This is a genomic window from Amycolatopsis sp. NPDC114484, assembly GCF_055633755.1.
This window is the reverse complement of the sequence record NZ_JBVKDQ010000049.1, coordinates 1-26,532: the sequence shown is the minus strand read 5'-3', so window position 1 is coordinate 26,532 and position 26,532 is coordinate 1. Positions and strand designations below refer to the sequence as shown.

Genomic DNA, 26,532 nt, shown 5'->3' with positions numbered 1-26,532 from the left:
CCCGGATGCGTCCTCGGCAGCAACGGCTCGAGCGCCGCCCACTGCGCATCGGTCAACGACGAGTCACAAACCGGCTTGCACACACAGACACACACCCCACCCGATGATCACCACACCCGGCCGCTACCACCACCGACACACCGAGCGAAACACCAGGTTCCACAACACCCTCTCAGGGTTCCCCTCACGGACAGCTAGCTTCAGTTGAGCGGGGTCATCCAGCCGGACGGGGCCGGGCGGGTGCCTTCCTGGATGCCGACGAGCTGCTCGCGCAGGGCCATGGTGACCGAGCCCGGCTGTCCGCCGGAGATCGAGAACTCGCCGCCGCCGTGCTTCACGTGGCCGACCGGCGTGATGACCGCCGCCGTACCGCACGCGAACACCTCGGTCAGCTCGCCCGAGGCGGCCGCCTTCTCCCATTCGTCGGTGGAGATCCGGCGCTCCTCGACCTTGTGCCCGGCGTCCTTCGCCAGCTGCAGCAACGACTTCCGGGTCACGCCCGGCAGCAGCGAACCGGTCAGCTCCGGCGTGACCACGCGGACGTCGTCGCCCGAGCCGAAGACGAAGAACAGGTTCATCCCGCCCATCTCCTCGACCCACCGGCGCTCGACCGCGTCGAGCCACACCACCTGGTCGCAACCCTTTTCGACGGCCTGCGCCTGCGCCACGAAGGACGCCGCGTAGTTGCCCGCGCACTTCGCCGCGCCGGTGCCGCCGGGAGCCGCGCGCACGTACTCAGTGGACAGCCACACGCTGACCGGCTTCACGCCGCCGCTGAAGTACGAGCCGGCGGGCGAGGCGATGACGGCGAAGACGTACTCGTCGGCCGGGCTGTTCACGCCCAGCCCCGCCGAGGTGGAGATCATGAACGGGCGCAGATACAGGGAATCGCCCTCGCGGGTCGGCACCCAGCGTTCGTCCACGGCGATCAGCTCGCGCAGCGAGTCGACGAAGGTCTCCACCGGCAGCTGCGGCATCGCCAGCCGCTCGGCGGATTCGCGGAACCGCTGCGCGTTCGCGTCCGGCCGGAACGCGGCGATCGTGCCGTCCGGCTGCCGGTAGGCCTTGAGGCCCTCGAAGATCGCCTGCCCGTAGTGCAGCACGGACGTGGCCGGGTCGAGGGTGAACGGTTCGTACGGCCCGACCTTGGCGTCGTGCCAGCCCTTCTCGGTGCTGTAGCGCACAGTGACCATGTGGTCGGTGAAGTGCGTGCCGAACCCCGGCTTGGCAAGTACCTCGGCGACGCGTTCAGGACTCGCGGGGCTCGGGTTCGGAACGTGGGTGAACTGCGTCGCTGTGGTCATGCATAAACGATAGCGCTTGGTCGGAAGCACGTTAGTCGGATGTCCTGTGGTTTTACTCGCCGCACCGCCCCGCGCTCGCAGCGTCACCCCACTACGATGGACGGCGTGAGCACTCAACCAGCACGCCGAGCCGGGCCGGGCGCCGGGCCGGACGTCAAGACCTTCGGCACCGCGGCTCTGCTGACCTTCGGCGCCGGAATGCTCGGGATGGTCGGCTGGGGCCTGCTTTCCAGCGGGTTCGGCTTCTTCCTCGGCCTGGTCGTCGCCGGGTTCGGCGTCTACTGGTGGAAGAACCTGCACGGCAAGGTGATCGCCAAGGACCTGCCGACCAAATCGGTGGTGATCCTGCTCGTCGTCAACGTCGTGCTGTTCATCTCGCTGGTGCTGCTGGCGCAGTAGGTCAGAGGAGCCCGGCGGGCAGCGCGGGCGCCGGCCAGTCCGGTTCCGGGCGGAATCCGGTGTGCGTGCCGTCGAACGGGAACGCGCCCCGCTCCGCCAGCGCGCCCATCCGTTCGCCTTCCGCGCGCAGCTTTCCGAGCTCAGCCACAGTGAGGCGGCCTGCCTCGACGGCCTCCTCCGCTTCGTCCTCGTCCTTCCACTTCCAGCCCGCGCCCGGCGTCACAACCAGGTCGAGGATGCCGTCGATCCGGTCCGGGCCGCTTTCGGTGCGCCCGCGCGGGATTTCGAGGTTGACGTACCAGTCGCGGAAGCGTCCGTCCGCCTCGAAGAACCACCACACCGACGACCAGGCGCCGTCGGGGATCAGCCGCAGCGTCGAGGTGCCGTGCCAGATGTCCGGCACCCGCACGCGCGGCTCGCGAAACCGTTGCTCCAGCGGCGCTTCGCGCAAAGATCGGCCGTCCGCGAGCCTGCTGCCGACGATCGGCGTGCCGAGCGGGAGCCAGCCGAGCAGCGTCTCACCGTCGTCGGAGAGCACGCGCAGCGGATGGTGCTGGCCGATGCTGCCGTCCGGGCGGACGAAACGCTCGACGACTGTCTGTCCCGGCGCCCAGCGGTGCTCAGTCATGCCCGCCACGGTAGCGACCAACCCGCATCCGCAGCAGCACTTCGCCGACCGCGCAGAGCCCGGCCGCGAGCAGCACCGCCGGCAGCGGAACGAACGCCGCGGCGGCCGCTGCCAGCAGCGCGCCGACCGCGACCGGAGCCGCGCCGGACGGCGCAAACCGCTGTCGCGCCCCGACGAAAGTCGTGAATGCAGCGGGGAGAGTCGCCAGTACTGCGATCACCGTGAGCAACGGCTGGAGCTGGCCGGCGTCCGCGGCGGAGAGCAGGTCCCGCAGCGCCGTCCCGGACAATCCGAGCCGGATCGGACCCAGCTGGAAGAGCGTGACCGCGGCGACGATTACCGCGACCAGACCGAGAACGAGCGCGCGTCCGGTGCTCCGTTCCCCCGGTTCCGGAAGCAGGAACGGCAGCAGGAACAACGCCGCGACGACGATCGCGGCCACGTCCGGCGAGCCGATTCCGCCCGTTCGCGGCACCGGAGCGACTACGAGACAGATCGCCACCAGCACCGCCGCGGCGGCCAGCAACACGCCCAACACCCACTTGACCAGCAGATCCGGCAACCGGAGCCCAGCGAAGCCCGCTGCGGCGACGAACACGACCAGCGCAGCGGCGGCGTACCCCGGCCGCAGCGGAAACACGTACGCGCCGAAGGCCTGCGCGAGCACGACGATCTGCGCCAGCCGGGATAATCCGCCGACGATCCGGCCAGCCGGATCGTCGCCGAGCGCGGGCAGCCGAGAGGCTCCGACCGCGACCAGCGCGGCGAGCACGACCCCGGCGAGCACCCAGTACCCGGCCCCGGCGGCACCGGCCGCCAGTGTCACCAGGAGTGCTCCCGCGAGCCGCACCGCGATCCCCCTTCCCCCGTCCGGATGGCTTTGTCATTAGCATGGCTCACGATCGACCGGGCAGATCGCCCGGCACCACCGCGACGTCGCGAGGAGCCAGAAGTGACCGTGCCGAAGCTTGCCCTCTCCGAGAACACGGGTGCGGCATTGGGCAAGACCCGCGCCGACGTCGTCGTGATCGGCACCCTCCAGGGCGAGGACGGCCTCGCGCTCGCCGCCGGCTCCGAGGTCGCCGACGCGGCGTTCGACGGCAAGCTCGCCGAGGTGCTGGGCACGCTCGGCGCGTCCGGCAAGGCCGAGGAGATCGTGAAGCTGCCGACGCTGGGCAAGCTGCCCGCGGGCGTCGTGCTGGCCGTCGGCCTCGGCAAGCCGAAGGACGGGGAGATCACCGCCGAGCAGGTGCGCCGCGCGGCCGGTGCCGCGGCCCGCGCGCTGAGCGGCACCGAGCGGGCGTTCGTCACGCTGTCCGCCATCGACCTGCACGCCGCCACCGAAGGCATCGCGCTGGGCGCGTACGTCTTCACCGAGTACCGCTCGGAGAAGGGCGACGCCCCGCTGGCGAAGGCCGACCTGGTCAGCCCGGCCGAGGGCACCGCGCGCGAGCACAAGGCCACGCTGAAGGCGGCCGGGTTCATCGCCGAATCGGTGCTGATCGCCCGCGACCTGATCAACACCCCGCCGAACGACCTCTTCCCGGCCTCCTTCGCCGACCGCGCGAAGAAGCTCGCCGACGCGAACGGCCTCGAGTTCGAGGTGCTCGACGAGAAGGCCCTCAAGCGCAAGGGCTTCGGCGGCATCCTCGGCGTCGGCGGCGGTTCGTCGCGGCCGCCGCGCCTGCTGCGGGTCAGCTGGAAGCCGGCGAAGGCGAGCAAGAAGGTCGCGCTGGTCGGCAAGGGCATCACCTTCGACTCGGGCGGCATCTCGCTCAAGCCCGCCGCGAACATGGACCACATGACCTCCGACATGTCGGGCGCGGCCGCCGTGCTCGCGTCGGTCGTGCTGGCCGCGAAGCTGAAGTACCCGCTCGAGATCACCGCGCACATCCCGCTCGCGGAGAACCTGCCCTCGGCCACCTCCTACCGGCCCGGCGACGTGCTGACCATGTACGGCGGCAAGACCGTCGAGGTGCTCAACACCGACGCCGAAGGACGGCTCGTGCTGGCCGACGCGATCGTGCGCGCGGCCGAGGAGAACCCGGACTACCTGATCGAGACCGCCACGCTGACCGGCGCGCAGGTGGTCGCGCTGGGCAACCGGATCTCCGGCGTGATGGGCTCGGACGAGTTCCGCGACCGCGTCGCGGGCATCATGCAGGCCACCGGCGAGGGCGGCTGGGCGATGCCGCTGCCCGACGAACTGCGCGGCGACCTCGACTCGCGCCTGGCGGACATCGCGAACGTCACCGGCCAGCGCTGGGCAGGCATGCTCGTCGCGGGCGTCTTCCTGCGCGAGTTCGTGCCCGCGGACCTGCCGTGGGTGCACCTCGACGTGGCCGGCCCGGCCTTCAACTCCGGCGGCCCGTGGGGCTACACCGGCAAGGGCGGCACCGGCGTCCCGGTCCGCACCATCGCCGCGGTGCTCGCGGACATCGCCGACCAGGGCTGACCAGCACGTTCTGCCGGAGGCCCCGCACCACGCCGGTGCGGGGCCTCCGTCGTGCCGGCGGCCGTGTGGCACGCTCGCGAACATGCAGCGCGACGACTACCTCGAAACCGCGGTCCGCGACGTGCTCACCGCCGACGAGGCCGCCGCTGACCGCCGGATCGGCCACGCCGCGCTCCTCCTGGCGACCGCGGGTGCGTCCGACGCCGCGGATCGCCTTGTCACGCAATGGCACGCGGTGACCGGACGCCCGACATCGTTGCTCGCCGACGACGCGGTGCGCGCCCGCGCCTGGGCGACGCTCTTCGAGGCCCGCGGCGACCGTCCACAATGGGCAGACGCACTCGTCCCGCTCGACCTGGACGCGGAAGAGCAAGCCCACCAAGCACTTCTCGCCCGCCGAGCGTCTGATTTGGACGGTCTCTTCGACGGTTCGCCGGTCGCCGGGGTGGTCTCCGCGATCGCCCCGGAACGACCCGATCCGGTACGCGACGCGCTGGCCGCCGCCGACCTCGGCGCCTGGGCCGCACTAGTGGAAAACCACCCGAACCCGGACGTCGCGACGCTCGCCGCCACCCGTCCGCTCGCCGCCCGGCTGGTCGCGGGCGCGGACCCGCTCGGCCTCGGCCCGGAGTGGCCGGACCAATGCGCGGGCGCACTGATCGCCGCGCTGCGCGAACGCCACCCGACCGGCCCGGGCAGCCTGCCGGAACTGGTCGCGGCGATCCTCCGGCTGCGCGGGCAACGCGCCCCCGCCCCGGCGCCGCCCGCCGACCTGGCCGCGACTGAGCACCGCCTCGGCTTCCGCCTGCCCGACGACTACCGCGAGTTCCTGGCGATCGCGGACGGATTACCCGCGGACGTGGTGTTCCCGCGTCTGCTGCCCGCCCGCGAACTGCGCGCCGACGGAACCGTCGTGATCGTCTCCGACCCCGCCACGGTCCTGCTCACCCACACCGGCGACAGCTGGCGAGCGGTCGAAGTCGACCTCACCTACGGCAGCACCGCGCACGACTCGTTCCGCGCGTTGCTGGAACACCACCACCGGCTGCTGGAAGCGAGCGCCTGATTCCGCGGGCACGGCGTTCCCCGCACCTGCACCGGCTACGGGAAACGAGGGCCCGGCTCAGCTGCCCGGGCGACGCTTCTGCCGTTCGGTGTAGTCGCGCATGCGCTGCGGGTAGCCGACGCGCGCGACCTCGTACACCGGGATCGTGTGCTTGTGCCCGAACCGCTGCGCGGCGTCGAGGCTGCCGATCCGGCGGCGGGTCCATTCGCCGTCGTGCGCGACGAGCACCACAGTGGTGTCGGTCACCGTGGTTTTCGGCTCGACGAAGGCTTCCACTCCGCGGCGCGCGGCAGCCCATTCCTCCAGGTAGCGGGTGTCGGCCTGGCCTCCGGAGCGGCCTGCTCCAGCGGCCGGGCCGCGTCTGCCGCGGCGGCGCAACGAGTCGAAGATCCCCACTTCGACCACCTTTCTTCCGGCGAGAGTCCGGACTTCATTATTCCCGGTCGCACGTGTGGCCGGTGTCGCAGCGCCGCCTTGGCCCGGCTAGGTCGCAACACCGATCGGCGTAGTGACAAGATGGCTGTTGTCGCGCGCGCGTTTATACCGGGTGCCGCGGCGACCGAAGCTTCACCCCTATCGCTGCCGAGGAGTTATTGAAGTGAGCGACACCTCCGCCGACCTCGTGATCCTGGGAGGCGGATCGGGCGGCTACGCCGCGGCCTTCCGCGCGGCCGAGCTGGGCCTTTCCGTCACGCTGATCGAGAAGGACAAGCTGGGCGGGACGTGCCTCCACCGGGGCTGCATCCCGACCAAGGCCCTGCTGCACGCCGCCGAGGTCGCCGACGAGACCCGCGACGCCGAGACCTTCGGCGTCAAGGCCGTGTTCGAAGGCATCGACATCGCCGGGGTGAACAAGTACAAGGACGGGATCGTCTCCCGGCTGTACAAGGGCCTCCAGGGCCTGGCCAAGGCGCACAAGGTGAACCTCGTCGAGGGCACCGGCCGGTTCGTCGGCGGCACCACCGTCGAGGTCGACGGCACCCGCTACACCGGCAAGAACGTCATCCTCGCCACCGGTTCGTACTCGCGCACCCTGCCCGGCCTCGAGCTCGGCGGCCGCATCATCGCGAGCGAGCAGGCGCTGACGCTGGACTACGTGCCGAAGAAGGTCGTCGTGCTCGGCGGCGGCGTGATCGGCGTGGAGTTCGCCAGCGTGTGGGCCTCCTTCGGGGTCGACGTCACCGTGGTCGAGGCGCTCCCGCGACTGGTCCCGAACGAGGACGAGTACGCCTCCAAGCAGCTCGAGCGCGCGTTCCGCCGCCGCAAGATCGGCTTCAAGACCGGCGTTCGGTTCACCGGCGCGAAGCAGGACGACAACGGCGTCAGCGTGTCGCTGGAGTCCGGCGAAACGCTCGAAGCCGACCTGCTGCTCGTCGCCGTCGGCCGCGGCCCGAACTCGGCCGGGCACGGCTACGAGGAAGCGGGCGTCCAGATCGACCGCGGCTTCGTGCTCACCGACGACCGGCTGCGCACCAACCTGCCGAACGTGTACGCGGTCGGCGACATCGTGCCGGGCCTTCAGCTCGCGCACCGCGGCTTCCAGCAGGGCATCTTCGTGGCCGAGGAGATCGCCGGCCTGAACCCGCGCGCCATCGACGAGCGCGGCATCCCGCGCGTCACCTACTCGCACCCCGAGGTCGCCTCGGTCGGGCTCACCGAGAGCCAGGCCAAGGAGAAGTACGGCTCGGACGTCACCACGTTCACCTACGACCTCGGCGGCAACGGCAAGAGCCAGATCCTCAAGACCTCCGGCGGCGTGAAGCTGGTGAAGGCGCCGGACGGCCCCGTCGTCGGCGTGCACATGGTCGGCGACCGGGTCGGCGAGCTGATCGGCGAAGCGCAGCTGATCTACAGCTGGGAGGCGTTCCCGGAGGACGTCGCCCCGCTGATCCACGCGCACCCCACGCAGACCGAGGCACTCGGCGAAGCGTTCCTCGCCCTCGCGGGCAAGCCGCTGCACGTGCACAGCTGACGCGCAACCAGCACAATCCAGACCACGTCTTAGCGATCAAGGGAGCCAGCGAACAATGGCCTACTCCGTCACGCTGCCGGAGCTCGGCGAGAGCGTCACCGAGGGCACCGTCACCCGGTGGTTGAAGCAGGAGGGCGACACCGTCGAGGTCGACGAGCCGTTGCTCGAGATCTCGACCGACAAGGTCGACACCGAAGTACCGTCGCCGGTCGCCGGCACGGTGGTGAAGATCAGCGCCAAGGAAGACGACACCGTCGAGGTCGGCGGCGAGCTGGCGGTGATCGACGACGGCACCGGCGGCGTGCCCGAGTCCTCCGCGCCCGCTCAGCAGGCCGAGCCGGAGCCGGAGCCCGCGCAGCAGCAGGAAGCCCCTGCCGCGGCCGCCCCGGCGGAGTCCGCTCCGTCGCAGCCGGACACCGCGCCTGCCGCGGGCGGTTCGGGCACCGAGGTGAAGCTGCCCGAACTGGGCGAGAGCGTCACCGAGGGCACCGTCACCCGCTGGCTGAAGCAGGTCGGCGAGTCCGTCGAGGTCGACGAGCCGCTGCTCGAGATCTCGACCGACAAGGTCGACACCGAGGTCCCGTCGCCGGTCGCCGGCACCGTGCTGGAGATCCGCGCGGGCGAGGACGAGACCGTCGAGGTCGGCGGGGTGCTCGCGGTCATCGGCGACGCGAACGCCGCCCCGGCCGCCGCGCCCGCCCAGGAAAGCAAGCCCGCCCCGGCTCCGGAACCCGAGCCCGCTCCGGCCCCGGTGCAGGAGAGCAAGCCCGCTCCGGCTCCGGCCGCCCCGGCTCCCGCGCCCGCCGCACCGGCTCCGGCTAGCAAGCCCGCCCCGGCCGCGCAGGCCCCGGCGGACAACGGCTCCGCGGACGGCCCGTACGTCACGCCGCTGGTGCGCAAGCTCGCCTCCGAGCACGGCATCGACCTCGCGTCGCTGACCGGCAGCGGAGTCGGCGGCCGCATCCGCAAGCAGGACGTGCTCGCCGCGGCCGAGGCCAAGCAGAAGGCGGCCCCGGCCCCGGCTGCCGCCGCCCCGTCCGCTCCGGCCGCCGCCGCTCCGTCCGCGCCGCGCGCCGCCGCGGTCTCGCCGGAGGTCGCCGCCCTGCGCGGCACCGTGCAGAAGGCGAGCCGGATCCGGCAGATCACCGCCACCAAGACCCGCGAGTCGCTGCAGGTCTCCGCGCAGCTCACGCAGGTGCACGAGGTGGACGTCACCAAGATCGCCAAGCTGCGCCAGCGCGCGAAGGCGGCGTTCAAGGAGCGCGAGGGCGTCAACCTCACGTTCCTGCCGTTCTTCGCCAAGGCGACGGTCGAGGCGCTCAAACAGCACCCGAACGTCAACGCGTCCTACAACGAGGACACGAAGGAGATCACCTACCACGGCGCCGTGCACCTGGGCATCGCGGTGGACACCGAGCGCGGCCTGCTCTCGGTCGTGATCCACGACGCGGGCGAGCTGAGCCTCGCCGGTCTCGCGCACCGCATCGCCGACCTGGCGGCGCGGGCCCGGGCCAACAAGATCAAGCCGGACGAGCTGATCGGCGGCACCTTCACCGTGACGAACATCGGCTCCAACGGGGCCCTGTTCGACACGCCGATCATCGTGCAGCCGCAGTCCGGCATGCTCGGCACCGGCGCCGTGGTGAAGCGCCCGGTCGTGGTGAGCGACGCCGACGGCAACGACACCATCGCGGTCCGCTCGATGGCGTACCTGCCGCTGACCTACGACCACCGCCTGGTCGACGGCGCGGACGCCGGCCGCTTCCTGACCACGGTCAAGCAGCGGCTGGAAGAGGGCAACTTCGAGGACGAACTGGGTCTCTGATCCGGTAGCTCCCCGGCCGAAGGCCCCCGCACCCGCCCGGGTGCGGGGGCCTTCGCGTTTCCCGCTTTTGGCTAATCCGGAATTCCGGAATACCGGAGTATGCTCTGCGGCATGCTCACTCGACGAAGCTTGCTCACGTCGGTCGCAGCAGCGGGGGCCGTCACGATCGTCACGCCCTCGCTCGCGCTGGCCGATCCCCCGGACCAATCCACTCCCGAAGGCTGGCTCGCCCGGCTGGCCGCCCGCCCCGGCGAGGTGTCGGCGGTCTTCGCCGACGGCACCGGCCGCCGGTTCAGCCACCTCCCGGACCAGCCGCGCCCGCTCGCGTCCGCGATCAAGGCGGTGCATCTGCTCGCCTACACGACCGCGGTCGCCGAAGGACGGCTGGATCCGGCCGAGCCGGTGCGCGTCGGGGACTGGGACGCCTGGCATCCCTACCTCGGCGACGGCCCGATCGGCTCGGGCGCGCACTGGCAAGCGCTGACACAGCTCGGAATCCCGTGCGACGAATACGGCATGGCGAAGAATCCGGATCAGCGCGTACCGCTGCGGAACATCGCGGACATGACAATCTTCGTCAGCGACAACGCCGCGGCCGACTACCTGCGCCACCGGCTCGGCGACCGGGCATTGCTGGCGGCGGGGACTCGCGGCGGCTGGCCGATGCCGGACGTCCGGATGTTCAGCGGCGAAGTGCTGCTGCTGTTGTTCCCCGAATACTGTCCGCCGCCGGGCAGCCCGGTCGTCGTGCGCCGTGCCGCGGGCGACGCACTCGCGAACCGGTTCGCCTGCGACACATCGTTCCGCGCCCGGGTGCTCCCGAGGGCCACGACGAATCCTCCGACGCTGGAACAGACTTACGCGTGGGCGGACGCCACCGGACGGGGCAGCGCCGCCCAACTGTTCGGGCTGCACCGCGAAATCGCCTCCAGCCGCGATCGAGCCGCCGTGCTCGCACAGCAAGTCCTCGGCACCGTGCTCGCGTCGATGAAGCCGCCGGGCTCGAACGCGTTGCTGTTCAAGGGCGGCAGCCTGCCCGCCATCCTCACTTTCGGCATCGACGTGACTTGGCCCGACCGTCGCCCGGGCACCGGCACGATCCTGCTGCAGCACGCGACCGAAGCGGATTCCGCCAACTACGAAGTGCTGCTCAAGCTAGGCATCGACGCGCTGTACCAACCCGCCACCTTCCAAGCTTTGGAGCGCGCGCTGGGACACTGACCCGCATGACCGAAGACCTCGCCGAGCGCGTCGCGGCGCTCGAACGCCGGATGGCCGCATTGGAGGGGCGGCCCGCCGAACCCGTCCCGGACCGTCCGCGGGGAATCGTGGGCTATCAGGGTGAATTGACCGATCCCGAGCTGCGCTGGGAAATCCGGCTCACCACGCCCGCGGTCCTGTCGCTGCCGGACGGGCCGCGCGCCGAGGTGCTCGCCGCGCTCGCGAACACCGACCGGATCGCACTCGTCCGGCTGCTCGCCCGCGACGGCGCACAAACCGGGGCCGCGCTGCAGGAAGCCGCCGAACTCAGCTCACCGGGACGGCTCTACCACCACCTCAAGGCGCTGACCGCGGCCGGACTGGTCGAACAGGATCGCCGCGGCAGTTACCGGCTCAAGCCGACGGCCGCGATTCCCGCGCTGGTGCTGCTGACCGCCGCGGCCGACATCGCCGGTCAGCTCCGCCCGGGTGTGCGCGAGCCGGGCCGATAGGACACGATCAGAGGCATGCGGGTACTCATCGCGGGCTCCGGCGGTCTCCTCGGCACCGCATTGACCGGACGGCTGCGCGAATCCGGGCACGACGTGCGCCGGCTGGTGCGGCGCACCGCGCAGGCCTCCGACGAGCGCGGCTGGGACCCGCCGTCGGGACGGATCGACGACGGCGCGTTCGACGGCGTCGACGCGGTGGTGAACCTGTGCGGCGCGCCGCTGTTGCCCGGCCGCTGGAGCGGAATGCGCAAACAGCAGCTGCTCGACAGCCGCGTGGAGCCGACCGAGGTGCTCGCCGAAGCGGTGGCCGAGCACGGCATCGGCGTGCTGGTGAACGCCTCCGCCGTGGGCTACTACGGCAACACCGGGTCCACTGTGGTCGATGAGAACACTAAGGCGGGCAACGGTTTCCTCGCCGAAATGTGCACCGAGTGGGAAGCCGCGACCGCCGCGGCGGCGAACGCCAGGGTCGTCTCGGTCCGCACCGGTCTCGTCCTGGCGCGGCAAGGCGGTCTGCTCGACGTGCTGCGTCCGCTCTTCCGCTTCGCGCTCGGCGGACGGCTCGGCGACGGCAGCCAGTACATGCCGTGGATCGCGCTGGACGACGAAATCGGTGCCCTCGTGCACCTCCTGGAGCACGACACGCTGTCCGGCCCGGTCAATCTCACCGGCCCGATCCCGGTGACCAACGCCGAGTTCACCCACGCCCTCGGCCACGCGGTGCACCGGCCCGCACCGTGGTGGGTGCCGGAAATCGCGATGAAGATCGCCCTCGGCCAGGCGGCCGAAGAGATGGCGTTGTACGGGCAGCGGGCCGTGCCCCGGAAGCTCGAGGCCAGCGGCTACGAATTCCGGCACCGCACCGTCGGCAGCGCGCTCGCCGCGGCGACGTGACGATGCCGCGCGTCCGGTGGATCGTGACCGGAGTGGTGCTGTTCGCCGCGTTCCTTTGGCTCGGATTCCTGGTGGACCGGCAGCCACTGCAGCTCGACGTCGAGGTCGCGACTGCCTTGCGGGGACAGGACACTCGCCCGGCGGGCCAGATCGCGGGTGTGGTGACGAACGTCCTCGGCCCGGTTCTGCCGTATGTGCTCGGCGTGGTGCTGCTAGCGATCGTGCTGCGGGACCGGTCCCAGCTCTCGCTCTGCGTACGGCTCGCCGTGGTCCTTCTGCTGTGCCGGTTCACCAGCCTGGCGTTCAAGCCGGTCTTCCAGCGCCAGCGTCCGCGCGTGTACCCGGATCTGAGCTACCCTAGCGGCCACGTCGTTTCCGTCGCCACGACCGGTCTGGTCGTCGTCCTGCTCTGCGCCTGGCTCCGGCCGCGGTTCACGCGGTGGGCGATCTGGATTTCCGCCGCGGCGACCGTGCTGGCCGCGGCCTGCCGGATCGTGCTCGGCGTGCACTGGGTCACCGACACCGCCGGGGCCGTGCTCGCGGTGCTCGGCGTGGGTCTGGTGTCAGCGACCGCACTCCGGCTGATCCCCTTTCCAGCGGGCGAAAGGCGTAGCCTCGACGGGTGAGTTCTTCGAGCGCAAGCTGTCGTATCGCCACCGAACCCCTGGTCGTGCGCGAGGTCGGGACGATCGACTACACCGAGGCCTGGGACCTGCAGCGGGAGATCCTCGCCGCGCGCGCGGACGAGACCGGGCCGGACACCATGCTGCTGCTGGAGCACCCGTCGGTCTACACCGCGGGCAAGCGCACCGAACCCGAGGACCGGCCGGTCGACGGCACCCCGGTGATCGACGTCGACCGCGGCGGCAAGATCACCTGGCACGGCCCCGGCCAGCTGGTCGGCTACCCGATCCTGAAGCTCGCCGACCCGATCGACGTCATGCACTACGTGCGGCGGCTCGAAGAGGCGCTGATCGCGGTGTGCGACCGGTTCGGCGTGCGCACCGGCCGCGTCGAGGGCCGCAGCGGCGTGTGGATCCCGGCCGACGAGCGCGGCATCGAGCGCAAGATCGCCGCGATCGGCATCCGCGTCCAGCGCGGCGTGACGATGCACGGGTTCGAACTGAACTGCAACGCCGACCTGGCCGCGTTCGACAACATCGTGCCGTGCGGCATCCGCGACGCGGGCGTCACTTCGCTGTCGTACGAACTGCAGCGCGACGTCCCGGTCTCCGAGGTGCTGCCGCTGGCGAAGGAGCTGGTGCTGGCCGCGCTCGAAGGCGAACTGCCGGTGAGCGACGACCGCTGGCTGCCGCGTCCGGAGGCCCCGAAGGCCCCCGGCGTCACCTTCGCCCTGCAGAACTGACCCAGCTGTCCGTGAGGGGAACCCTGAGGGAATCTGATTCCCTCAGTGTTCCCCTCACGGCTTTCAGTCCAGCTGGGGCGCGACCTCGGAGGCCACGAACTCGATGTGGTCGAGGTCGGAGAGGTCCAGCACCTGCAGGTACAGCCGGGTGATCCCGGTCTTCTCCCGCCACTGCCCGATCCGGTCCACGATCTCCGCCGCGGTCCCGGCCAGCCCGTTGGCCCGCAGTTCGTCCGTCTCCCGGCCGATCGCGGACGCCCGGCGCGCGACCTCGGCCTCGTCCCGGCCCGCCGCGAGCACGAGCGCGACCGAACGCAGGATTTCCTTGGGGTTCCGGCCGATCGCCTCCGCCGCCGCGTCCACGCGCTGAAACTGCGCGAGCGCGGTTTCGGCGTCCACGAACGGCAGGTTGAACTCGTCGGCGTACTGCGCGGCCAGCGCCGGCGTGCGCTTCTTGCCGCCCCCGCCGATGATCACCGGCGGCGCGGGCGACTGCGCGGGCTTCGGCAGCGCGGGCGAGTCGGCGAGCGTGTAGTAGTCGCCGGAGTAGGAGAACTTCTCCCCGACCGGGGTCTTCCACAGTCCGGTGATCACCGCGAGCTGCTCGGCGTAGCGGTCGAAACGCTCCTTGAGCGGCGGCAGGGTGAGGCCGTAGGCGGTGTGCTCGTCGTCGTACCAGCCGGTGCCGATGCCGAATTCCACGCGCCCGCCGGACATCTGGTCCACCTGCGCGACCGAGATCGCGAGCGGGCCGGGGTGGCGGAAGGTGGCCGCGGTGACGAGCGTGCCGAGCCGGACCCGCTCGGTCTCGCGGGCGAGACCGGCCAGGGTGATCCACGCGTCGGTCGGCCCGGGAAGGCCGTCCGCGTCGCCCATCTTGAGGTAGTGGTCGCTGCGGAAGAACGCGTCGTAGCCCGCGGCTTCGGTGGTCCGCGCGACCCGCAGCAGGTCGTCGTAGCTCGCCCCCTGCTGGGGTTCGGTGAAGATCCTCAAGTCCATGTCCGCCAGCCTAACGGCGGAACGATCAACCCGCGGCGGGCCGCTCCTGGCCGTCCGCCGGACGGCGCAGCCGGAAGAGCATCCGCATGATCACGTCCTCGATCTCGGCCCCGACCTTCTTCGGGTCGGCCGCGCCGGCGATCTCGGTCGCCGCGCTCGACAGCGCGCCGAACAGCAGCCGCGCGGTCAGGTCGACCGGCACCGGCTCCACCTCGCCCGCGTCGACGAGCAGCTGCAGCCCGGACCGCACGAGCCCGAAGCTGGACTGCTCCTCGGCCTCGCGCCAGCGCTCCCAGCCCATCACGACCGGACCCTCGTGGATGGCGATCCGCTGGTAGGAGGGGTCGAGGCAGCTGCGGATGAACGCCTGCAGCCCGCCCATCGCGCGCTCCCACGGCTCGCCGTCGCCGGTCATGATCTTCTGCAGCCGGTCGTAGACCAGGCTTTCCACCTGTTCGAACGCGGCCTCGAAGAGCGCCTGCTTTCCGCTGAAATGGTGGTACAGCGCGCCTTTCGTGACGCGGGCGCGTTTGGCGACCTCGTCGAGCGAGGTACCCGCGTATCCGCGTTTGGTGAACAGTTCGACCGCGCTGTCGACCAGGGCGGAGCGGGTCGACTCGGAGTAGTCGAGTCGTCGGGACCTCATTGTCGGCACGCTCACAACCTTACGCCGGGGCCCGCCGGACCATACCCGTGGTATGTTGGCTGCGTCAGGTCCGTACCGGGAGTATGCCGCAGACCGGCAGTATGACCCGGGTCACGGAAGGGGAGCCACACCATGAGCTGGACCGACTTCTACCGGCGGCGAGAGATCCTCGATGCCGCTGTCCGCCAAGCGAGGCGTGCACCGCGGGAGCCGCTGTCACTGGCCGAAATCCCGGGTGCCGCCGACGAGTTCGGCACCGAAGAGAACCTGTTGCTGGCACTGCAGTACAAGTGGACGCAGCTGCTCAGCGGCTACCTGCGCGCCGAGTTCGCCGACCCCGACGAGGCGGATCTGCCCGGCGACCAGGTCGACGCCGTCACCCGCGCGTGGCGGCAGGCGCAGCACGACCACGAAGACCTGCGCACAGTGCTGGACGGCGCCTTGGAGCGCTGCCCCGCGCTGGAACCGCTGCACCGCATCGAATTGCACACGCTGGCGCTCACCGCCGGTCTCGCCGAACCGAACGAACCGGCCGAGGAGATCGTCAAGGTCGGGCGGACGCTCGACGCGCTGCTGCGCGCGGGCGACACCGGACCGGTCCGCAGGCGCGGCCCGGTCGGGCATCTGCTGCGACTGCTCGCGCCGAGTGCCTGACGTGTAGTTAGCTGACCCGATGAACGAACGCTGGACCGAGGCCCGGATCCCCGACCAGAGCGGCCGGACCGTCCTGATCACCGGAGCGAATTCCGGCCTCGGCCTGCGTTCGGCGGAGGTCCTCGCCGCGCACGGCGCTCGCGTGCTGCTCGGCTGCCGCTCGCCCGAGCGGGGCGAGACCGCGCTCGACCGGGTCCGTGCCGCGGCTTCGGGCGCCAAACCCGAACTCGTGCGCTTGGATCTCGCCGACCTGGCGTCCGTCCGGAAAGCCGCCGCGTCCGTGCGCGAACTCACCGGCGACGCGCTCGACGTGCTGATGAACAACGCGGGCGTCATGGCCACCGCACAAGGCCGCACCGCGGACGGTTTCGAGCTGCAGTTCGGCACGAACCACCTCGGACACGCCGCGCTGACTTGGCTGCTGATGCCCGCCCTGCGCGGCGCACCGGCCGGACGCGTTGTCACGCTGTCCAGCGTCGCCGCTTTCGGCGCGCACCTGCACTTGGACGACCCCAACGCCGAACACCGCCCGTACCGCGCGGCGGCCGCGTACGGCCAGGCGAAACTGTCGAACCAAACCTTCGGCATCGAACTGGACCGGCGCCTCCGCGCGGCGGATTCCACGGTGCTCAGCGTCCTCGCGCACCCCGGCTACAGCGCGACCGGCCTGACCACGAACATGGCGAGTTCGTACCAGAATCCCTTGGTGCGCACCGCACTCCGGGAAGTCGGGAAGCTCGGCGGGATGCTGCTGGCCCAACGCGTCGAGCGGGGCGCACTGCCGCAGCTGTACGCCGCGACCGCCCCTGGCGTCGAAGGCGGCGACTACATCGGACCGGTCTTCGTCGCGCGCGGCCGTCCGACGAAGGTGCGAACCCTTGCCCCCGCGCGGAATCCTCAATCCGGGACCACCTTGTGGGAGCTGACCGCAGAGCTGACCGGCGTCACTCCCGATCCGCGCTGAGTTCCAGCAGCGGCAACGCGATCCGGAAGCACGCCCCTTCCCCCACCGCGGTCTCCAATTCGAGCTCGCCGTCGTGCGCCCGCGTCAGGGACCGCGCGATCGCGAGCCCGAGACCCGCGTCCGCTCCGGCCGCCGACGTCCGGGCCCGCGAACGGTCCGCGCGGTAGAACCGGTCGAAGACCCGTTTCGCTTGCGCCGCAGTCATTCCCGGGCCTTCGTCGGCCACCTCCAGCACCGCCCGGCCACCAATCGTCCCGACCCCGACCCGGACCGCGGTGCCCGGCGGGGTGTGCGCGACGGCGTTGCCGACGAGGTTGACGACAACCTGCCGCAGCCGCGCTTCGTCGGCGTGCACCGGAGCCGGGCCGGGCGCGCCCTCGCCGCCGGGACCGGTCAGCTCGATCGGCCGCGACGGGTCGAGCGCGCGCAACGAGTGCCGGGCGTCGCCCGCGAGCGTGCGCAGGTCCATCGGCGCGCGGTCGAGCTGTGCTTCCGGAGCTTCGTCGAGCTGGGCGAGCAGGAGCAGGTCCTCGGTGAGTGCGGCGAGCCGCAGGGCTTCCCGGTCGATCCGGTGCATCGCTTCGTCCACATCGGACTGTTCGGGAAGCGCGCCCATCCGGTACAGCTCGGCGGTGCCCTTGATCCCGAAAAGCGGCGTGCGCAGTTCGTGACTGACGTCCGCGACGAAGGTCCGCATCCGCGCCTCGGAGGCGGTCCGGTCGGCGAAGGCACGCTCCAGCTGTCCGAGCATGGTGTTGAGCGACCCCGCCAAGTGCCCGATTTCCGTTCCTGGCGCGGCGATCCCGGGCACCCGGCGGCTTAGGTCGCCACCGGCGATCGCCGCCGCCGTGTGCTCGATCCGACGCAACGGACGCAGTCCGCCGCGAAGCGCGAACCAGCCGGCACCGGTCAGAAGCACCAGCAACACCGAGCCGGTCAGCACACTGCTGACCCGCAGCTGGGAGATCAAGGCGTCCGCCTCGGCGAGCGGAGCCGCCGCGATCACCGTCCCGCCCGGTGCCGGAGCCGCGACCGCACGCCAGCGCTCCGAACCGTTCGCGGCCCGCAGCTCGGCAGGCGCGCCGTGCACCGGGATCGACCGCAGTTCCTCGGACGAGGGCAGGTTTTCCGCTGCCAGCCGCGACGAATGGACCCCGCCGGTCACCACGCCGTTCGCGTCCAGATAGAGCACGTACGGGGCGCCGATGAGGTCCAGCGCCGGATCGAGCGACTTCGTCCGGGGGTCGCCGGCCGGCAGACCACCGGACGGCACACGCGCGACCAGCTCGGTGAAACCGCGCAGCTGGGTGTCGATCCGATCGAGCTGGTAGCGCTCCAGGCTGTCCGAGACGACGGCGCTGATCAGCGTGAGCCCGGCCAGCAACAGACCCGCGGTGATCAGCAAAAGCCTGGTGCGCAACGACATCCGGCGCAGCAGGTGCCTCACCGCCGCGGTTCCCGCATCACGTAACCGACGCCGTGCACGGTGTGGATCAGCTTGGGCTCGCCGGTGTCGACCTTTCGCCGCACATAGGAGATGTACGTGTCGACGATGCTGGCGTCGCCGCCGAAGTCGTACTGCCACACCCGGTCGAGGATCTGCGCCTTCGACACCACGCGCCCGGCGTTCTCCATCAGGTACCGCAACAGCCGGAACTCGGTGGCGGAGACGCGGACCGGCTGCCCGGCCCGCGTGACCTGGTGGCCTTCCGCGTCGAGCACCAGCTCGCCCACCGTCACCACCTCCTGGTGTCCCTGCGTGCGCCTGAGGATCGCGCGGATGCGGGCGATCAGCTCTTCCAGGTCGAACGGTTTGGTCACGTAGTCGTCGGCGCCCAGCGACAATCCGGCGACCTTGTCCGACTGCCGGTCGCGGGCGGTGAGGAAGAGCACCGGCACCGGTCCGCTCCGGCCGGGCCGATGCCGTTCGCGCAAGCGCCGGGCGACCTCGAATCCGTCCGCGTCCGGCAGCATCACGTCGAGAACCACCAGGTCCGGCGGTTCTTCAGCGGCCGCGGCGACCGCCTCGCCCGCGGTCGCCGCGGAACTCACCTCGAACCCGGCGAACCGCAGTGCCGCGGAAAGCAGCTCCCGCACGGTCGCCTCGTCGTCGACCACCAGCAGACGCGCGGACGTCATCACTGCCATGGACGCCAGCGTACGGAGACCGCGGTCACACGTCCCGCCGCCGGAAGGCCGCGAAAGCGGCTGCCAGCACCGCAATCACGCCGGCGTACAGACCGGCGAGGTTGAGCCACGGGTCCGGATACGCCGGAACGGGCGTGACAGAGAAAATCGCCGCCGCGCCCTTGGACGGCCAGAACGTGAACAGCCACTGCAGCCAGTCCGGGAAGACGCCGGCGACGGCAGGTATCAACAGCACGATCCCCACCAGTGCGGCCAGCGCGCCCGCGGTCGCCCGGATCAGCGTGCCGAGGCCGACCGCCAGCAGCGCGATCGCGGCGAGGTAGAGCCCGCCGCCCGCCACGGCCCCGAACACGCCGGGATCGCCGAGGCTCGCGTACGGCAGCCCCTGTCCGGCGAGAAACCCTTGCCCGATCAGGAAAGCGGCGAACATCAGCACCTCCCCGGCCACGACGGCGACCGCCGCGGCGAGCACCACCTTCGCCGCGAGCAGCCGCGACCGCCGCGGCGTCGCCGTGAGCGACGACTGGATCAGACCGGTCGCGTACTCCGACGTGACGACGAGGACGCCCAGCACCCCGATGATCAGCTGCGCGACGATGAAGGACTTGAGGCTGAGACCGGTCGGATCCCAGGCCGCCCGCTCCGCGGCCGTCGCCTTGGCGTAGTCAGCACCCGCCGAAGCCGTCGCCAGCGCGGTGATGCCGATCCCGGCGACGAACAAGCCGCCCACGGTGTACCAGGTAGAACGCAGGCTGCGGAGCTTGATCCACTCCGACCGGAGAGTTCCGGAGATCATCACGCGGCGACCCCCTGGTACTCGACGCTGTCCTCGGTGAGCGCGAGGAACGCGTCCTCGAGCGAAACCTGCTGCGGCGTGAGCTCGCTGAGCGCGACCCCGTGGTAGGCGGCCAGCTTCCCGACCTCGTCGCTGGTCAGGCCGGATACGACCAGCGCTCGCCCGGTGCCGTCCCGCACGGTGGCCCCGGCGGCGAGCAAGTGCCGGGTGAATCCGTCCGGATCGGACGTGCGGACGAGCACCGTCCCCTCCTGACCGGCCAGCTCGTCGATCGCGGTGTCGGCGAGCAGCTTTCCCCGGCCGATGACCACCAGACGGTCGGCGGTCTGCGCCATCTCGCTCATGAGATGGCTGGACACCAGTACCGCGCGGCCTTCACCGGCGAGCGAGCGCATGAAGTTCCGGATCCAGCGGATGCCCTCGGGGTCGAGGCCGTTCACCGGTTCGTCGAAAATCAGCACCTGGGGGTCGCCGAGCAGCGCGGCCGCGAGACCGAGCCGCTGCCGCATCCCGAGCGAGAACCCGCCCGCTTTCCGTCCGGCGACGCTCTCCAGACCGGTGCGGGCGAGCACGTCGTCGACCCGCCGCCGGGGAAGCCGATTGCTCGCGGCGAGCGCGAGCAGGTGGTCGCGCGCCTTGCGGGCCCCGTGCACGGCTCCCGCGTCGAGCAGCGCGCCGACCTCGGTGAGCGGGACCGGCAGGTCGCGGTAGGCCACGCCGCCGATCGTCACCGACCCTCGGGACGGGGCGGCGAGGCCGGTGATCATCTTGAGGGTCGTGGACTTGCCCGCCCCGTTCGGTCCGAGGAATCCGGTGACCTGACCGGGCTCGACGGTGAAGGACAGGTCGTCCACCGCGGTGTCGGGCCCGTACCGTTTCGTGAGCCCGCGTACTTCGATCGCTGTCATGCCGGCCAGCGTGCCGGGCCGGCCCGGGGGAATCCGCGGAGCTTCTGGGAGAACCCTGTGCGTTCCGGGCTGTCCCGGGGGTTGCTCGGTCCCGTTCACAGGAAAACCCCGGCGTAGGGTGGAGCCCGTGAGTGCTGCACCGGAGGGACGGAAGTTGTTGCGGCTTGAGGTGCGCAACAGCGAGACCCCGATCGAGAAGAAGCCGTCGTGGATCAAGACCCGGGTGCGGATGGGTCCCGAATTCACCGAACTCAAAGGCCTGGTGCGCCGCGAAGGCCTCCACACCGTCTGCGAAGAAGCCGGTTGTCCCAACATCTACGAATGCTGGGAAGACCGGGAAGCCACCTTCCTGATCGGCGGCGACCAGTGCACCCGGCGGTGTGATTTCTGCCAGATCGACACCGGCAAACCCGCTGCGCTGGACCGCACCGAACCCCGCAAGGTCGCCGAATCGGTGCAAGCCATGGGCTTGCGGTACTCGACGATCACCGGCGTCGCCCGCGACGACCTGGCTGACGGCGGTGCCTGGCTCTACGCCGAGACCGTCCGCCAGATCCACTCCTTGAACCCCGGTACCGGGGTCGAGCTGCTGATCCCGGACTTCAACGCCGAGCCCGACCAGCTGGCCGAAGTATTCGGGTCGCGTCCGGAGGTGTTGGCGCACAACGTGGAGACGGTGCCGCGGATCTTCAAGCGGATCCGTCCCGGGTTCCGGTACGCCCGCTCGCTGGACGTGATCACCCAGGCCCGTGCGGCGGGTTTGGTGACGAAGTCGAACCTGATCCTCGGGATGGGCGAAACCCCCGACGAGGTCACCGTCGCGTTGCAGGACCTGTTCGACGCGGGCTGCGAGATCATCACGATCACCCAGTACCTGCGGCCCTCGCCCCGGCACCACCCGGTCGACCGCTGGGTCAAGCCGGAGGAGTTCGTCGCCCACGCGAAGACCGCCGAGGAGATCGGTTTCCCCGGCGTCATGGCGGGGCCGCTGGTCCGCTCGTCCTACCGCGCCGGCCGGCTTTACGCGCAGACCAAGGCCCACCGCGGCGAAGAATTGCCGGAGAACCTGGCCCACCTGACCGCTGAGGGACCGGCGGCGCAGGAAGCAAGCAGCCTGCTGTCCCGCTGACGCCCGTCCGACGAAGGGCCCCGGTTACTCACCGGGGCCCTTCGTCGTCTCCGGACCCCTCGAACGGGGCCCCAATTCCCAAGAATCAGTAAAGTGATGGTGTGGCTTTAGTAACGGACCTCCTCGACTGGTTGCAAGCACTCCCCCAACCGGGCCTCGTCGCGGCAGCCGGCGGGCTCGTGCTCGCCGAGTGCACGATCGGCCTGGGCTTCATCGCCCCCGGCGAGTCAGGCTTGCTGATCGCGGCGACCACGGCGACGTCCGTGCCCCGCTTCCTGACCCTGTGGGCGGTCGTCACCGTCTGCGCGGCACTGGGCGATTCGGTCGGCTACGTCCTCGGCCGGAAGTTCGGACCGCGGCTGCGGGAGACGAAGCTCATCCGCAAATACGGCCTGGACGCCTGGGACCGAGCCACTGGCGTCCTCGAACGCAGAGGCGCGTGGGCAGTCTTCTTCGCGCGGTTCCTGCCCGTACTGCGCACCCTGACGCCAGCCGCCGCCGGGGCCTCGAACCTCCCGTTCCGCAAATTCCTCCCCGCGACCGCAGCCGGCGCGTTCTGCTGGTCGCTGGTGCACATCAGCCTGGGCGCAGCCCTGGGCGAGGCGGCCAAGAAGGTCGAGAGCGCGATGAACACCGGATTCCTGGTGGTGGCCGCACTGGTGGTGGGGGTGTTGGTGTTCTTCTTGCTGCGCTTGAAGAAACGCAAGGCACTGGGCGTGCCGGCTTCGGCTGGTTCCCCGGACGAACAGCCGGAGGAGCCTGCTCGCACCGGAAACTAGCTCGCCGCTTCCGGACTCTCCTGTTTTGCGGCGGCAAGCCGAGCTTCCTTCACCCGCGCTGCCGGGCTTGTCCCCGCACCCACCACCGGCCCCCGGCTGGCGGGCGGGGTTGCTGTCACTTCCACAGTGCGGTTCGCCCTCTGCCCGCTCCGCACTGCCCGACTGGCCGGCCAACGCATCTGCCTGCCCAGCTCGGCTAGGCGGACAGGTCGAACTGCTTCCCCTGTGCGCGTTTGCCCGTTTAGCCGAGCAAACGCATGCGCCCACCCAGCTCACCCGGCCCTCGCCAACCGCGGACAGGGCAGTCGAACTGCTCCATCGACCCCGGCCGCCGGTTTAGCTGGTCAACGCATCTGCCTGCCCAGCTCACCCAGGCCCTCGCAACTTCCCGGCCGGACAAGCCGGGCAACTACATCCGCCCTGCCCTGCCCCGCTCGGCCTTGCCCTGCCCCGCTCCGCCCTGCCGCGCCCCGCTCTGCCTTGCCCTGCCCTGCCCCTGGCGCGCCCGTCCCCGTCCCCGCCCATACGCAGCCTTGCCCACCCGCGGCCGTGTCCGGCGCATCTACCCTGCCCTGCTCATCCGCTACCGTGCCCGGCTCACCCGCAGCCCGGCCCTGCCCGACTCATCCGGCGGCCCTGCCCAGCCCAGTCCTCCACAGCCTCGCCCATCCCCAGCCGTGCCCGGCGCATCCGCCCGACCAGCCAACGCATGCACGCGCCCAATTCCCCACCCCCTCCCCGCTCCCCAGCCGAGCAAGCCAAGTCCCTTCATCCACCCCGCCCAACTCACCCCCGCACCAACCACCCACCCCACCCGCCCCGTCCCGTCAGCGCGAAGAGCGGCGAACCTCACCCACCCAACCCCCGCCCCAGACCCGAAGTCACCCACCCGAGAACCCGCGCGCTGATTACATTCGACCGTATGCAGGCACTAGACCTCCCGAAGCCCGTCGCGTTCGTCCTGGGCGGGGGCGGCAGCCTCGGCGCGCTGCAGGTGGGCATGCTCCAGGCCCTCGACGAAGCGGGCATCACAGCGGATCTGGCGGTCGGCACGTCCGTCGGCTCGCTGAACGCCGCAGTCCTCTCCCTGCCTGGCGGCGACCGGCTCGGGCGGCTTCGCGACATCTGGGCGCACATGACCAAAGCCGAGGCCTTCCCCGGCGGCGTGCTCAGCCAGGTCCGGACGCTCCGGCACAGCAAAACCCACCTGTTCCCCAACACCGGCCTCGCCAAGATCATCGACGATCACCTCGGCGCGGGCAGCCGGTTCGAGGACTTGGCGCTGCCGCTGGGCGTCGTCACCACCGACGTCGACACCGCCGAACCACTCCTGCTCACTTCCGGCTTGCTGCAGGCACCCCTCCTGGCGAGCTGCGCGATCCCCGGCATCTACCCGCCGGTGCCGTACGAGGACCGCCTCCTCTACGACGGCGGCCTGGTCGCCAATGTTCCGATGCGGCAGGCGTTGAGCATGGGCGCGAAGTCGCTGGTGGTCCTGGACTGCGCGTTCCCCGGCAAAATGCCCGGCGCGCCCCGGACGTTCGCCGAGGTCATGATGTTCACCGCGATGATCAGCATGCGCAATCAGGCCGTCCTGGAAGCGCCGGTCGCCGCCCGGAAGGTGCCGGTCGTCTACCTGCCCGGCCCCGCGCCGGTTCAGGTCAGCCCGCTGGACTTCACGCGCACTGACGATCTGGCGGCGCAGGCCTACCACTCCGCCCGGGACCATCTGAAGGAACTCACGGTCGACGGGCCCGGCTTGTACGGGGCCCCCGGATTGCTGCGTCCCTGATCCCCTCGGCGGCTCGAAATCGCGAGAGTGATCCGCGTCACCCTAATGCACCGATCCACCGGCCAGGGCGTCTTTCCGATCGCGTAGTTTTGCAGTTGAACCCTGCCGGTCCGCGACCCTCACAAAAGAGACATAATGTTCCCGAAGAAGACATTTTTTCCGGTTGCCGGAATTCTCGCGGCGACCCTGTTGCTTTCCGCTTGTTCCTCCGGGGACGGCGGCAGCGACGCTGGCACGCCCGGTGCGCCGGGCGGGTCGAGCCAGACCGCGACACCGGCCTCGGTGTCGATCGAACCGGCCAACGCGTCCGGGATCAGCCCGAGCACGCCCATCGTCGTGAAGGCGGCGAACGGGAAGCTCACGGACGTCACAGTCACGAGCGCTAAAGGCAAAACCGTCCCGGGCGAGTTCGCGCCGGACAAGCTCAGCTGGACGACCACCGAGGTCCTCGGCTACGGCGGCACCTACCAGGTTAAGGCGCATGCCCAAGGCGCGGACGGGAAATCCGTCGAACAGCAGGGCCAGGTCACCACGCTGTCGCCGAAGAAGCAGGCGAACGCGAACCTGATCCCGGCCCCCGGCGCGGTGAAGAGCACCGGCGTCGGCGTGGGGCAGCCGATCGTGTTCAGCTTCGGCACCGCGGTGAAGAACAAGGCCGCCGTGGAGAAGGCGCTCACGGTCGAGTCGTCGCCGAAGCAAGAAGGCAGCTGGTATTGGATGGACGACAAGAACGTCCACTACCGGCCGAAGGAATACTGGAAACCGGGCACCACGCTCACGGTCAACGCGAAGATTTACGGCGTCGATTTCGGAAATGGCGTGTACGGAGCGGACGATCGCACCGAAACGTACAAGGTGCACGATTCGTGGATCGCCAAAGCCGACGGCAACAGCGAGCAGATGCAGATCTTCCACAACGGCTCGATGGTGAAGTCGATGCCGATCTCGATGGGCAAGGACGCGACGCCCACGCACCTCGGCCCGCACGTCGTCTCGGACAAGCAGGCGAACTACACGATGGACTCCTGCACGTACGGCGTCTGCCCGCCGGACCCGAAGGCGTACCGCTCGAACGAGAAGTTCTCCGAACGCATCTCGAACGACGGCGAGTTCGTCCACGAGAACCCGAACAGCGTCGGGCAGCAGGGCAGCTCGAACGTCTCGCACGGCTGCATCAACCTGAACGCCGCCAACGCCGAGTGGTTCTTCAACAACTTCGGCCTCGGAGACGTCGTGGAGGTCACCAACTCGGGCGGCCCGCAGCTCCCGGTGTGGGACCTGTACGGCGACTGGTCCAAGTCCTGGACCGACTGGCAGAAGGGCTCGGCCCAGTAAGGCCGGCGGCCGGAACGGAGACCGGGTTCGGTTCGACTTAGCGGTTCGACAGAGAAAGGTGCCGGAGCTTCGTGCTCCGGCACCTTTTTCGTTGCCCGGGGCAGCGTCGACGGGACCAGGTCCGGCCGGTTGCCCGCGGGGTCTGGACTGAGACCGGGCCAGCCGCGGACGGTTGTTCCTCTGCCGCCGACGCTGCTGGCTGGGTTCCCTCGAGTTCGGCTGTTCTCCCACTGCCGGCGCTGCTGGCCGAGTTCCTCTGAATTCGGCTGTTCTCCCACTGCCGGCGCTGCTGGCCGAGTTCCTCTGAATTCGGCCGTTCCCCCGCTGCCGGCGCGCTGCTGGCTGAGTTTCCTCGCCTTTCGCCCGCCCGGCTCCGGTAGCTAGCTCCGTTCCCTCGCATCGCGCGCCTGCACCCATGCTGTGGGAGATCTCGTCGGTCCTACTCGCTCATCCCCTCTCACCGCGCCTTCTCACGGCGTCGAGTGCCCGTCACCTCAGTGAATCCATCGCCAGCCAGGAACCGCGACCAACTCCAGTCTCGGCTCCGGCCCGTATCGCCTCACCACCGGCCGAGCGAGGCTCAGACAGGCCCCTCAGAGATAGTCCAGACCCAAACGACAGGCCCGAACCCTGGATCGGGTTCGGGCCTGTCGTTTGGGTCTGGATATGAGTCTGGGCCCCGGGAAAACCTTTTTCAGGTTCTCGACCGGGGCCCAGACTGTTCAAAGTAAGTTCGGCGGTGTCCTACTCTCCCACAACCC

General features: G+C 70.4%; 26 protein-coding genes. 16 read left to right on the top strand and 10 right to left on the bottom strand.

Annotation, left to right across the window (positions count from 1 at the left end):
* Positions 1 to 200: 200 nt before the first annotated feature.
* Positions 201 to 1,304 carry a branched-chain amino acid aminotransferase gene (locus tag ACZ7SW_RS46205; RefSeq protein ID WP_470236734.1) on the bottom strand — a complete coding sequence of 368 codons (1,104 nt, stop codon included), beginning with the start codon at positions 1,302 to 1,304 and terminating at the stop codon, positions 201 to 203.
* A gap of 96 nt (positions 1,305 to 1,400) precedes the next feature.
* Between ACZ7SW_RS46205 and ACZ7SW_RS46200 the strand changes: the two genes are divergently transcribed.
* Positions 1,401 to 1,703: a hypothetical protein gene (locus ACZ7SW_RS46200; RefSeq protein WP_470236733.1), complete on the top strand. Its 303-nt coding sequence runs from the start codon at positions 1,401 to 1,403 to the stop codon at positions 1,701 to 1,703.
* A gap of 1 nt (position 1,704) precedes the next feature.
* Here the strand turns inward: ACZ7SW_RS46200 and ACZ7SW_RS46195 are convergent, their stop codons facing one another.
* Positions 1,705 to 2,331 carry a ribonuclease FAU-1 family protein gene (locus tag ACZ7SW_RS46195; RefSeq protein WP_470236732.1) on the bottom strand — a complete coding sequence of 209 codons (627 nt, stop codon included), beginning with the start codon at positions 2,329 to 2,331 and terminating at the stop codon, positions 1,705 to 1,707.
* Entirely contained in the window at positions 2,324 to 3,181 is an 858-nt protein-coding gene (locus ACZ7SW_RS46190; protein WP_470236731.1) for a sulfatase, read from the bottom strand. The genes ACZ7SW_RS46195 and ACZ7SW_RS46190 overlap by 8 nt, the downstream gene beginning before the upstream one ends.
* A gap of 102 nt (positions 3,182 to 3,283) precedes the next feature.
* Between ACZ7SW_RS46190 and ACZ7SW_RS46185 the strand changes: the two genes are divergently transcribed.
* The gene (locus ACZ7SW_RS46185) at positions 3,284 to 4,786 is read left to right on the top strand and encodes a leucyl aminopeptidase (protein WP_470236730.1); all 1,503 of its coding nucleotides are present in this window, start codon (positions 3,284 to 3,286) and stop codon (positions 4,784 to 4,786) included.
* Between the two features lie 82 nt (positions 4,787 to 4,868).
* The gene (locus tag ACZ7SW_RS46180; protein ID WP_470236729.1) at positions 4,869 to 5,852 is read left to right on the top strand and encodes an SMI1/KNR4 family protein; all 984 of its coding nucleotides are present in this window, start codon (positions 4,869 to 4,871) and stop codon (positions 5,850 to 5,852) included.
* A 57-nt stretch (positions 5,853 to 5,909) separates the two neighbouring features.
* Here ACZ7SW_RS46180 and ACZ7SW_RS46175 read toward each other — a convergent pair whose 3' ends face one another.
* Positions 5,910 to 6,257 carry an oxidoreductase gene (locus ACZ7SW_RS46175; RefSeq protein WP_470236728.1) on the bottom strand — a complete coding sequence of 116 codons (348 nt, stop codon included), beginning with the start codon at positions 6,255 to 6,257 and terminating at the stop codon, positions 5,910 to 5,912.
* Positions 6,258 to 6,450: 193 nt separating this feature from the next.
* On the opposite strand from ACZ7SW_RS46175, the gene lpdA reads away from it, so the two are divergent.
* From lpdA to lipB, 7 genes are all read left to right on the top strand, one after another.
* The gene (gene lpdA / locus ACZ7SW_RS46170; protein ID WP_470236727.1) at positions 6,451 to 7,824 is read left to right on the top strand and encodes a dihydrolipoyl dehydrogenase; all 1,374 of its coding nucleotides are present in this window, start codon (positions 6,451 to 6,453) and stop codon (positions 7,822 to 7,824) included.
* A 55-nt stretch (positions 7,825 to 7,879) separates the two neighbouring features.
* The gene (gene sucB / locus ACZ7SW_RS46165) at positions 7,880 to 9,649 is read left to right on the top strand and encodes a 2-oxoglutarate dehydrogenase, E2 component, dihydrolipoamide succinyltransferase (protein ID WP_470236726.1); all 1,770 of its coding nucleotides are present in this window, start codon (positions 7,880 to 7,882) and stop codon (positions 9,647 to 9,649) included.
* Between the two features lie 111 nt (positions 9,650 to 9,760).
* Positions 9,761 to 10,870, top strand: a complete 1,110-nt coding sequence (locus ACZ7SW_RS46160) for a serine hydrolase (RefSeq protein WP_470236725.1) — start codon at positions 9,761 to 9,763, stop codon at positions 10,868 to 10,870.
* Between the two features lie 5 nt (positions 10,871 to 10,875).
* A complete protein-coding gene (locus tag ACZ7SW_RS46155) occupies positions 10,876 to 11,361 on the top strand; it encodes an ArsR/SmtB family transcription factor (RefSeq protein WP_470236724.1) in 486 nt (161 codons plus the stop codon).
* A gap of 15 nt (positions 11,362 to 11,376) precedes the next feature.
* Entirely contained in the window at positions 11,377 to 12,255 is an 879-nt protein-coding gene (locus ACZ7SW_RS46150) for a TIGR01777 family oxidoreductase (RefSeq protein WP_470236723.1), read from the top strand.
* Complete coding sequence (locus ACZ7SW_RS46145) at positions 12,252 to 12,881, top strand: phosphatase PAP2 family protein (RefSeq protein WP_470236722.1); 630 nt, start codon at positions 12,252 to 12,254, stop codon at positions 12,879 to 12,881. Before ACZ7SW_RS46150 ends, ACZ7SW_RS46145 begins: the two co-directional genes overlap by 4 nt.
* Positions 12,878 to 13,621 (top strand): lipoyl(octanoyl) transferase LipB, encoded by a 744-nt coding sequence (lipB, locus tag ACZ7SW_RS46140; RefSeq protein ID WP_470236721.1) that lies wholly within the window; start codon positions 12,878 to 12,880, stop codon positions 13,619 to 13,621. Before ACZ7SW_RS46145 ends, lipB begins: the two co-directional genes overlap by 4 nt.
* A gap of 63 nt (positions 13,622 to 13,684) precedes the next feature.
* Here lipB and ACZ7SW_RS46135 read toward each other — a convergent pair whose 3' ends face one another.
* Together ACZ7SW_RS46135 and ACZ7SW_RS46130 are read right to left on the bottom strand one after the other, a co-directional pair.
* Positions 13,685 to 14,620: an LLM class F420-dependent oxidoreductase gene (locus ACZ7SW_RS46135; RefSeq protein ID WP_470236720.1), complete on the bottom strand. Its 936-nt coding sequence runs from the start codon at positions 14,618 to 14,620 to the stop codon at positions 13,685 to 13,687.
* A 25-nt stretch (positions 14,621 to 14,645) separates the two neighbouring features.
* Positions 14,646 to 15,266 carry a TetR/AcrR family transcriptional regulator gene (locus ACZ7SW_RS46130; protein ID WP_470236719.1) on the bottom strand — a complete coding sequence of 207 codons (621 nt, stop codon included), beginning with the start codon at positions 15,264 to 15,266 and terminating at the stop codon, positions 14,646 to 14,648.
* 132 nt (positions 15,267 to 15,398) lie between these two features.
* On the opposite strand from ACZ7SW_RS46130, the gene ACZ7SW_RS46125 reads away from it, so the two are divergent.
* Positions 15,399 to 15,920, top strand: a complete 522-nt coding sequence (locus tag ACZ7SW_RS46125; protein WP_470236718.1) for a hypothetical protein — start codon at positions 15,399 to 15,401, stop codon at positions 15,918 to 15,920.
* A gap of 19 nt (positions 15,921 to 15,939) precedes the next feature.
* Positions 15,940 to 16,884, top strand: coding sequence for an oxidoreductase (locus tag ACZ7SW_RS46120; protein ID WP_470236717.1), 945 nt, complete (start codon positions 15,940 to 15,942; stop codon positions 16,882 to 16,884).
* On the opposite strand, the gene ACZ7SW_RS46115 is transcribed toward ACZ7SW_RS46120, so the two are convergent.
* Genes ACZ7SW_RS46115 through ACZ7SW_RS46100 form a run of 4 tightly spaced genes read right to left on the bottom strand, consistent with a single transcriptional unit; the run spans position 16,865 to position 20,736 of the window.
* Positions 16,865 to 18,331: a sensor histidine kinase gene (locus ACZ7SW_RS46115; protein ID WP_470236716.1), complete on the bottom strand. Its 1,467-nt coding sequence runs from the start codon at positions 18,329 to 18,331 to the stop codon at positions 16,865 to 16,867. The genes ACZ7SW_RS46120 and ACZ7SW_RS46115 overlap by 20 nt on opposite strands.
* Entirely contained in the window at positions 18,328 to 19,023 is a 696-nt protein-coding gene (locus ACZ7SW_RS46110) for a response regulator transcription factor (protein ID WP_470236736.1), read from the bottom strand. Before ACZ7SW_RS46110 ends, ACZ7SW_RS46115 begins: the two co-directional genes overlap by 4 nt.
* A gap of 34 nt (positions 19,024 to 19,057) precedes the next feature.
* Complete coding sequence (locus ACZ7SW_RS46105) at positions 19,058 to 19,828, bottom strand: ABC transporter permease (protein WP_470236735.1); 771 nt, start codon at positions 19,826 to 19,828, stop codon at positions 19,058 to 19,060.
* Positions 19,828 to 20,736, bottom strand: a complete 909-nt coding sequence (locus tag ACZ7SW_RS46100) for an ABC transporter ATP-binding protein (protein ID WP_470236715.1) — start codon at positions 20,734 to 20,736, stop codon at positions 19,828 to 19,830. The genes ACZ7SW_RS46105 and ACZ7SW_RS46100 overlap by 1 nt, the downstream gene beginning before the upstream one ends.
* Positions 20,737 to 20,863: 127 nt before the next feature.
* Here ACZ7SW_RS46100 and lipA point away from each other — a divergent pair, with 127 nt between their 5' ends.
* The 4 genes from lipA (at position 20,864) to ACZ7SW_RS46080 (ending at position 25,771) form a co-directional block, all read left to right on the top strand.
* Positions 20,864 to 21,865 carry a lipoyl synthase gene (gene lipA, locus ACZ7SW_RS46095; RefSeq protein ID WP_470236714.1) on the top strand — a complete coding sequence of 334 codons (1,002 nt, stop codon included), beginning with the start codon at positions 20,864 to 20,866 and terminating at the stop codon, positions 21,863 to 21,865.
* Between the two features lie 101 nt (positions 21,866 to 21,966).
* Positions 21,967 to 22,644, top strand: a complete 678-nt coding sequence (locus ACZ7SW_RS46090; protein WP_470236713.1) for a DedA family protein — start codon at positions 21,967 to 21,969, stop codon at positions 22,642 to 22,644.
* Positions 22,645 to 23,566: 922 nt separating this feature from the next.
* Positions 23,567 to 24,436, top strand: coding sequence for a patatin-like phospholipase family protein (locus ACZ7SW_RS46085; RefSeq protein ID WP_470236712.1), 870 nt, complete (start codon positions 23,567 to 23,569; stop codon positions 24,434 to 24,436).
* 135 nt (positions 24,437 to 24,571) lie between these two features.
* Positions 24,572 to 25,771 carry a L,D-transpeptidase gene (locus tag ACZ7SW_RS46080; protein WP_470236711.1) on the top strand — a complete coding sequence of 400 codons (1,200 nt, stop codon included), beginning with the start codon at positions 24,572 to 24,574 and terminating at the stop codon, positions 25,769 to 25,771.
* Positions 25,772 to 26,532 lie beyond the last annotated feature (761 nt).

Excerpts from the sequence above, each read along its gene's own strand:
- ACZ7SW_RS46205 (WP_470236734.1), bottom strand. The coding sequence starts at position 1,304 with ATGACCACAGCGACGCAGTTCACCCACGTTCCGAACCCGAGCCCCGCG.
- ACZ7SW_RS46200 (WP_470236733.1), top strand. The coding sequence starts at position 1,401 with ATGGACGGCGTGAGCACTCAACCAGCACGCCGAGCCGGGCCGGGCGCC.
- ACZ7SW_RS46195 (WP_470236732.1), bottom strand. The coding sequence starts at position 2,331 with ATGACTGAGCACCGCTGGGCGCCGGGACAGACAGTCGTCGAGCGTTTC.
- ACZ7SW_RS46180 (WP_470236729.1), top strand. The coding sequence starts at position 4,869 with ATGCAGCGCGACGACTACCTCGAAACCGCGGTCCGCGACGTGCTCACC.
- sucB (WP_470236726.1), top strand. The coding sequence starts at position 7,880 with ATGGCCTACTCCGTCACGCTGCCGGAGCTCGGCGAGAGCGTCACCGAG.
- ACZ7SW_RS46160 (WP_470236725.1), top strand. The coding sequence starts at position 9,761 with ATGCTCACTCGACGAAGCTTGCTCACGTCGGTCGCAGCAGCGGGGGCC.
- ACZ7SW_RS46155 (WP_470236724.1), top strand. The coding sequence starts at position 10,876 with ATGACCGAAGACCTCGCCGAGCGCGTCGCGGCGCTCGAACGCCGGATG.
- ACZ7SW_RS46150 (WP_470236723.1), top strand. The coding sequence starts at position 11,377 with ATGCGGGTACTCATCGCGGGCTCCGGCGGTCTCCTCGGCACCGCATTG.
- ACZ7SW_RS46135 (WP_470236720.1), bottom strand. The coding sequence starts at position 14,620 with ATGGACTTGAGGATCTTCACCGAACCCCAGCAGGGGGCGAGCTACGAC.
- ACZ7SW_RS46130 (WP_470236719.1), bottom strand. The coding sequence starts at position 15,266 with ATGAGGTCCCGACGACTCGACTACTCCGAGTCGACCCGCTCCGCCCTG.
- ACZ7SW_RS46125 (WP_470236718.1), top strand. The coding sequence starts at position 15,399 with ATGAGCTGGACCGACTTCTACCGGCGGCGAGAGATCCTCGATGCCGCT.
- ACZ7SW_RS46120 (WP_470236717.1), top strand. The coding sequence starts at position 15,940 with ATGAACGAACGCTGGACCGAGGCCCGGATCCCCGACCAGAGCGGCCGG.
- ACZ7SW_RS46110 (WP_470236736.1), bottom strand. The coding sequence starts at position 19,023 with ATGACGTCCGCGCGTCTGCTGGTGGTCGACGACGAGGCGACCGTGCGG.
- ACZ7SW_RS46105 (WP_470236735.1), bottom strand. The coding sequence starts at position 19,828 with ATGATCTCCGGAACTCTCCGGTCGGAGTGGATCAAGCTCCGCAGCCTG.
- ACZ7SW_RS46100 (WP_470236715.1), bottom strand. The coding sequence starts at position 20,736 with ATGACAGCGATCGAAGTACGCGGGCTCACGAAACGGTACGGGCCCGAC.
- ACZ7SW_RS46085 (WP_470236712.1), top strand. The coding sequence starts at position 23,567 with ATGCAGGCACTAGACCTCCCGAAGCCCGTCGCGTTCGTCCTGGGCGGG.
- ACZ7SW_RS46080 (WP_470236711.1), top strand. The coding sequence starts at position 24,572 with ATGTTCCCGAAGAAGACATTTTTTCCGGTTGCCGGAATTCTCGCGGCG.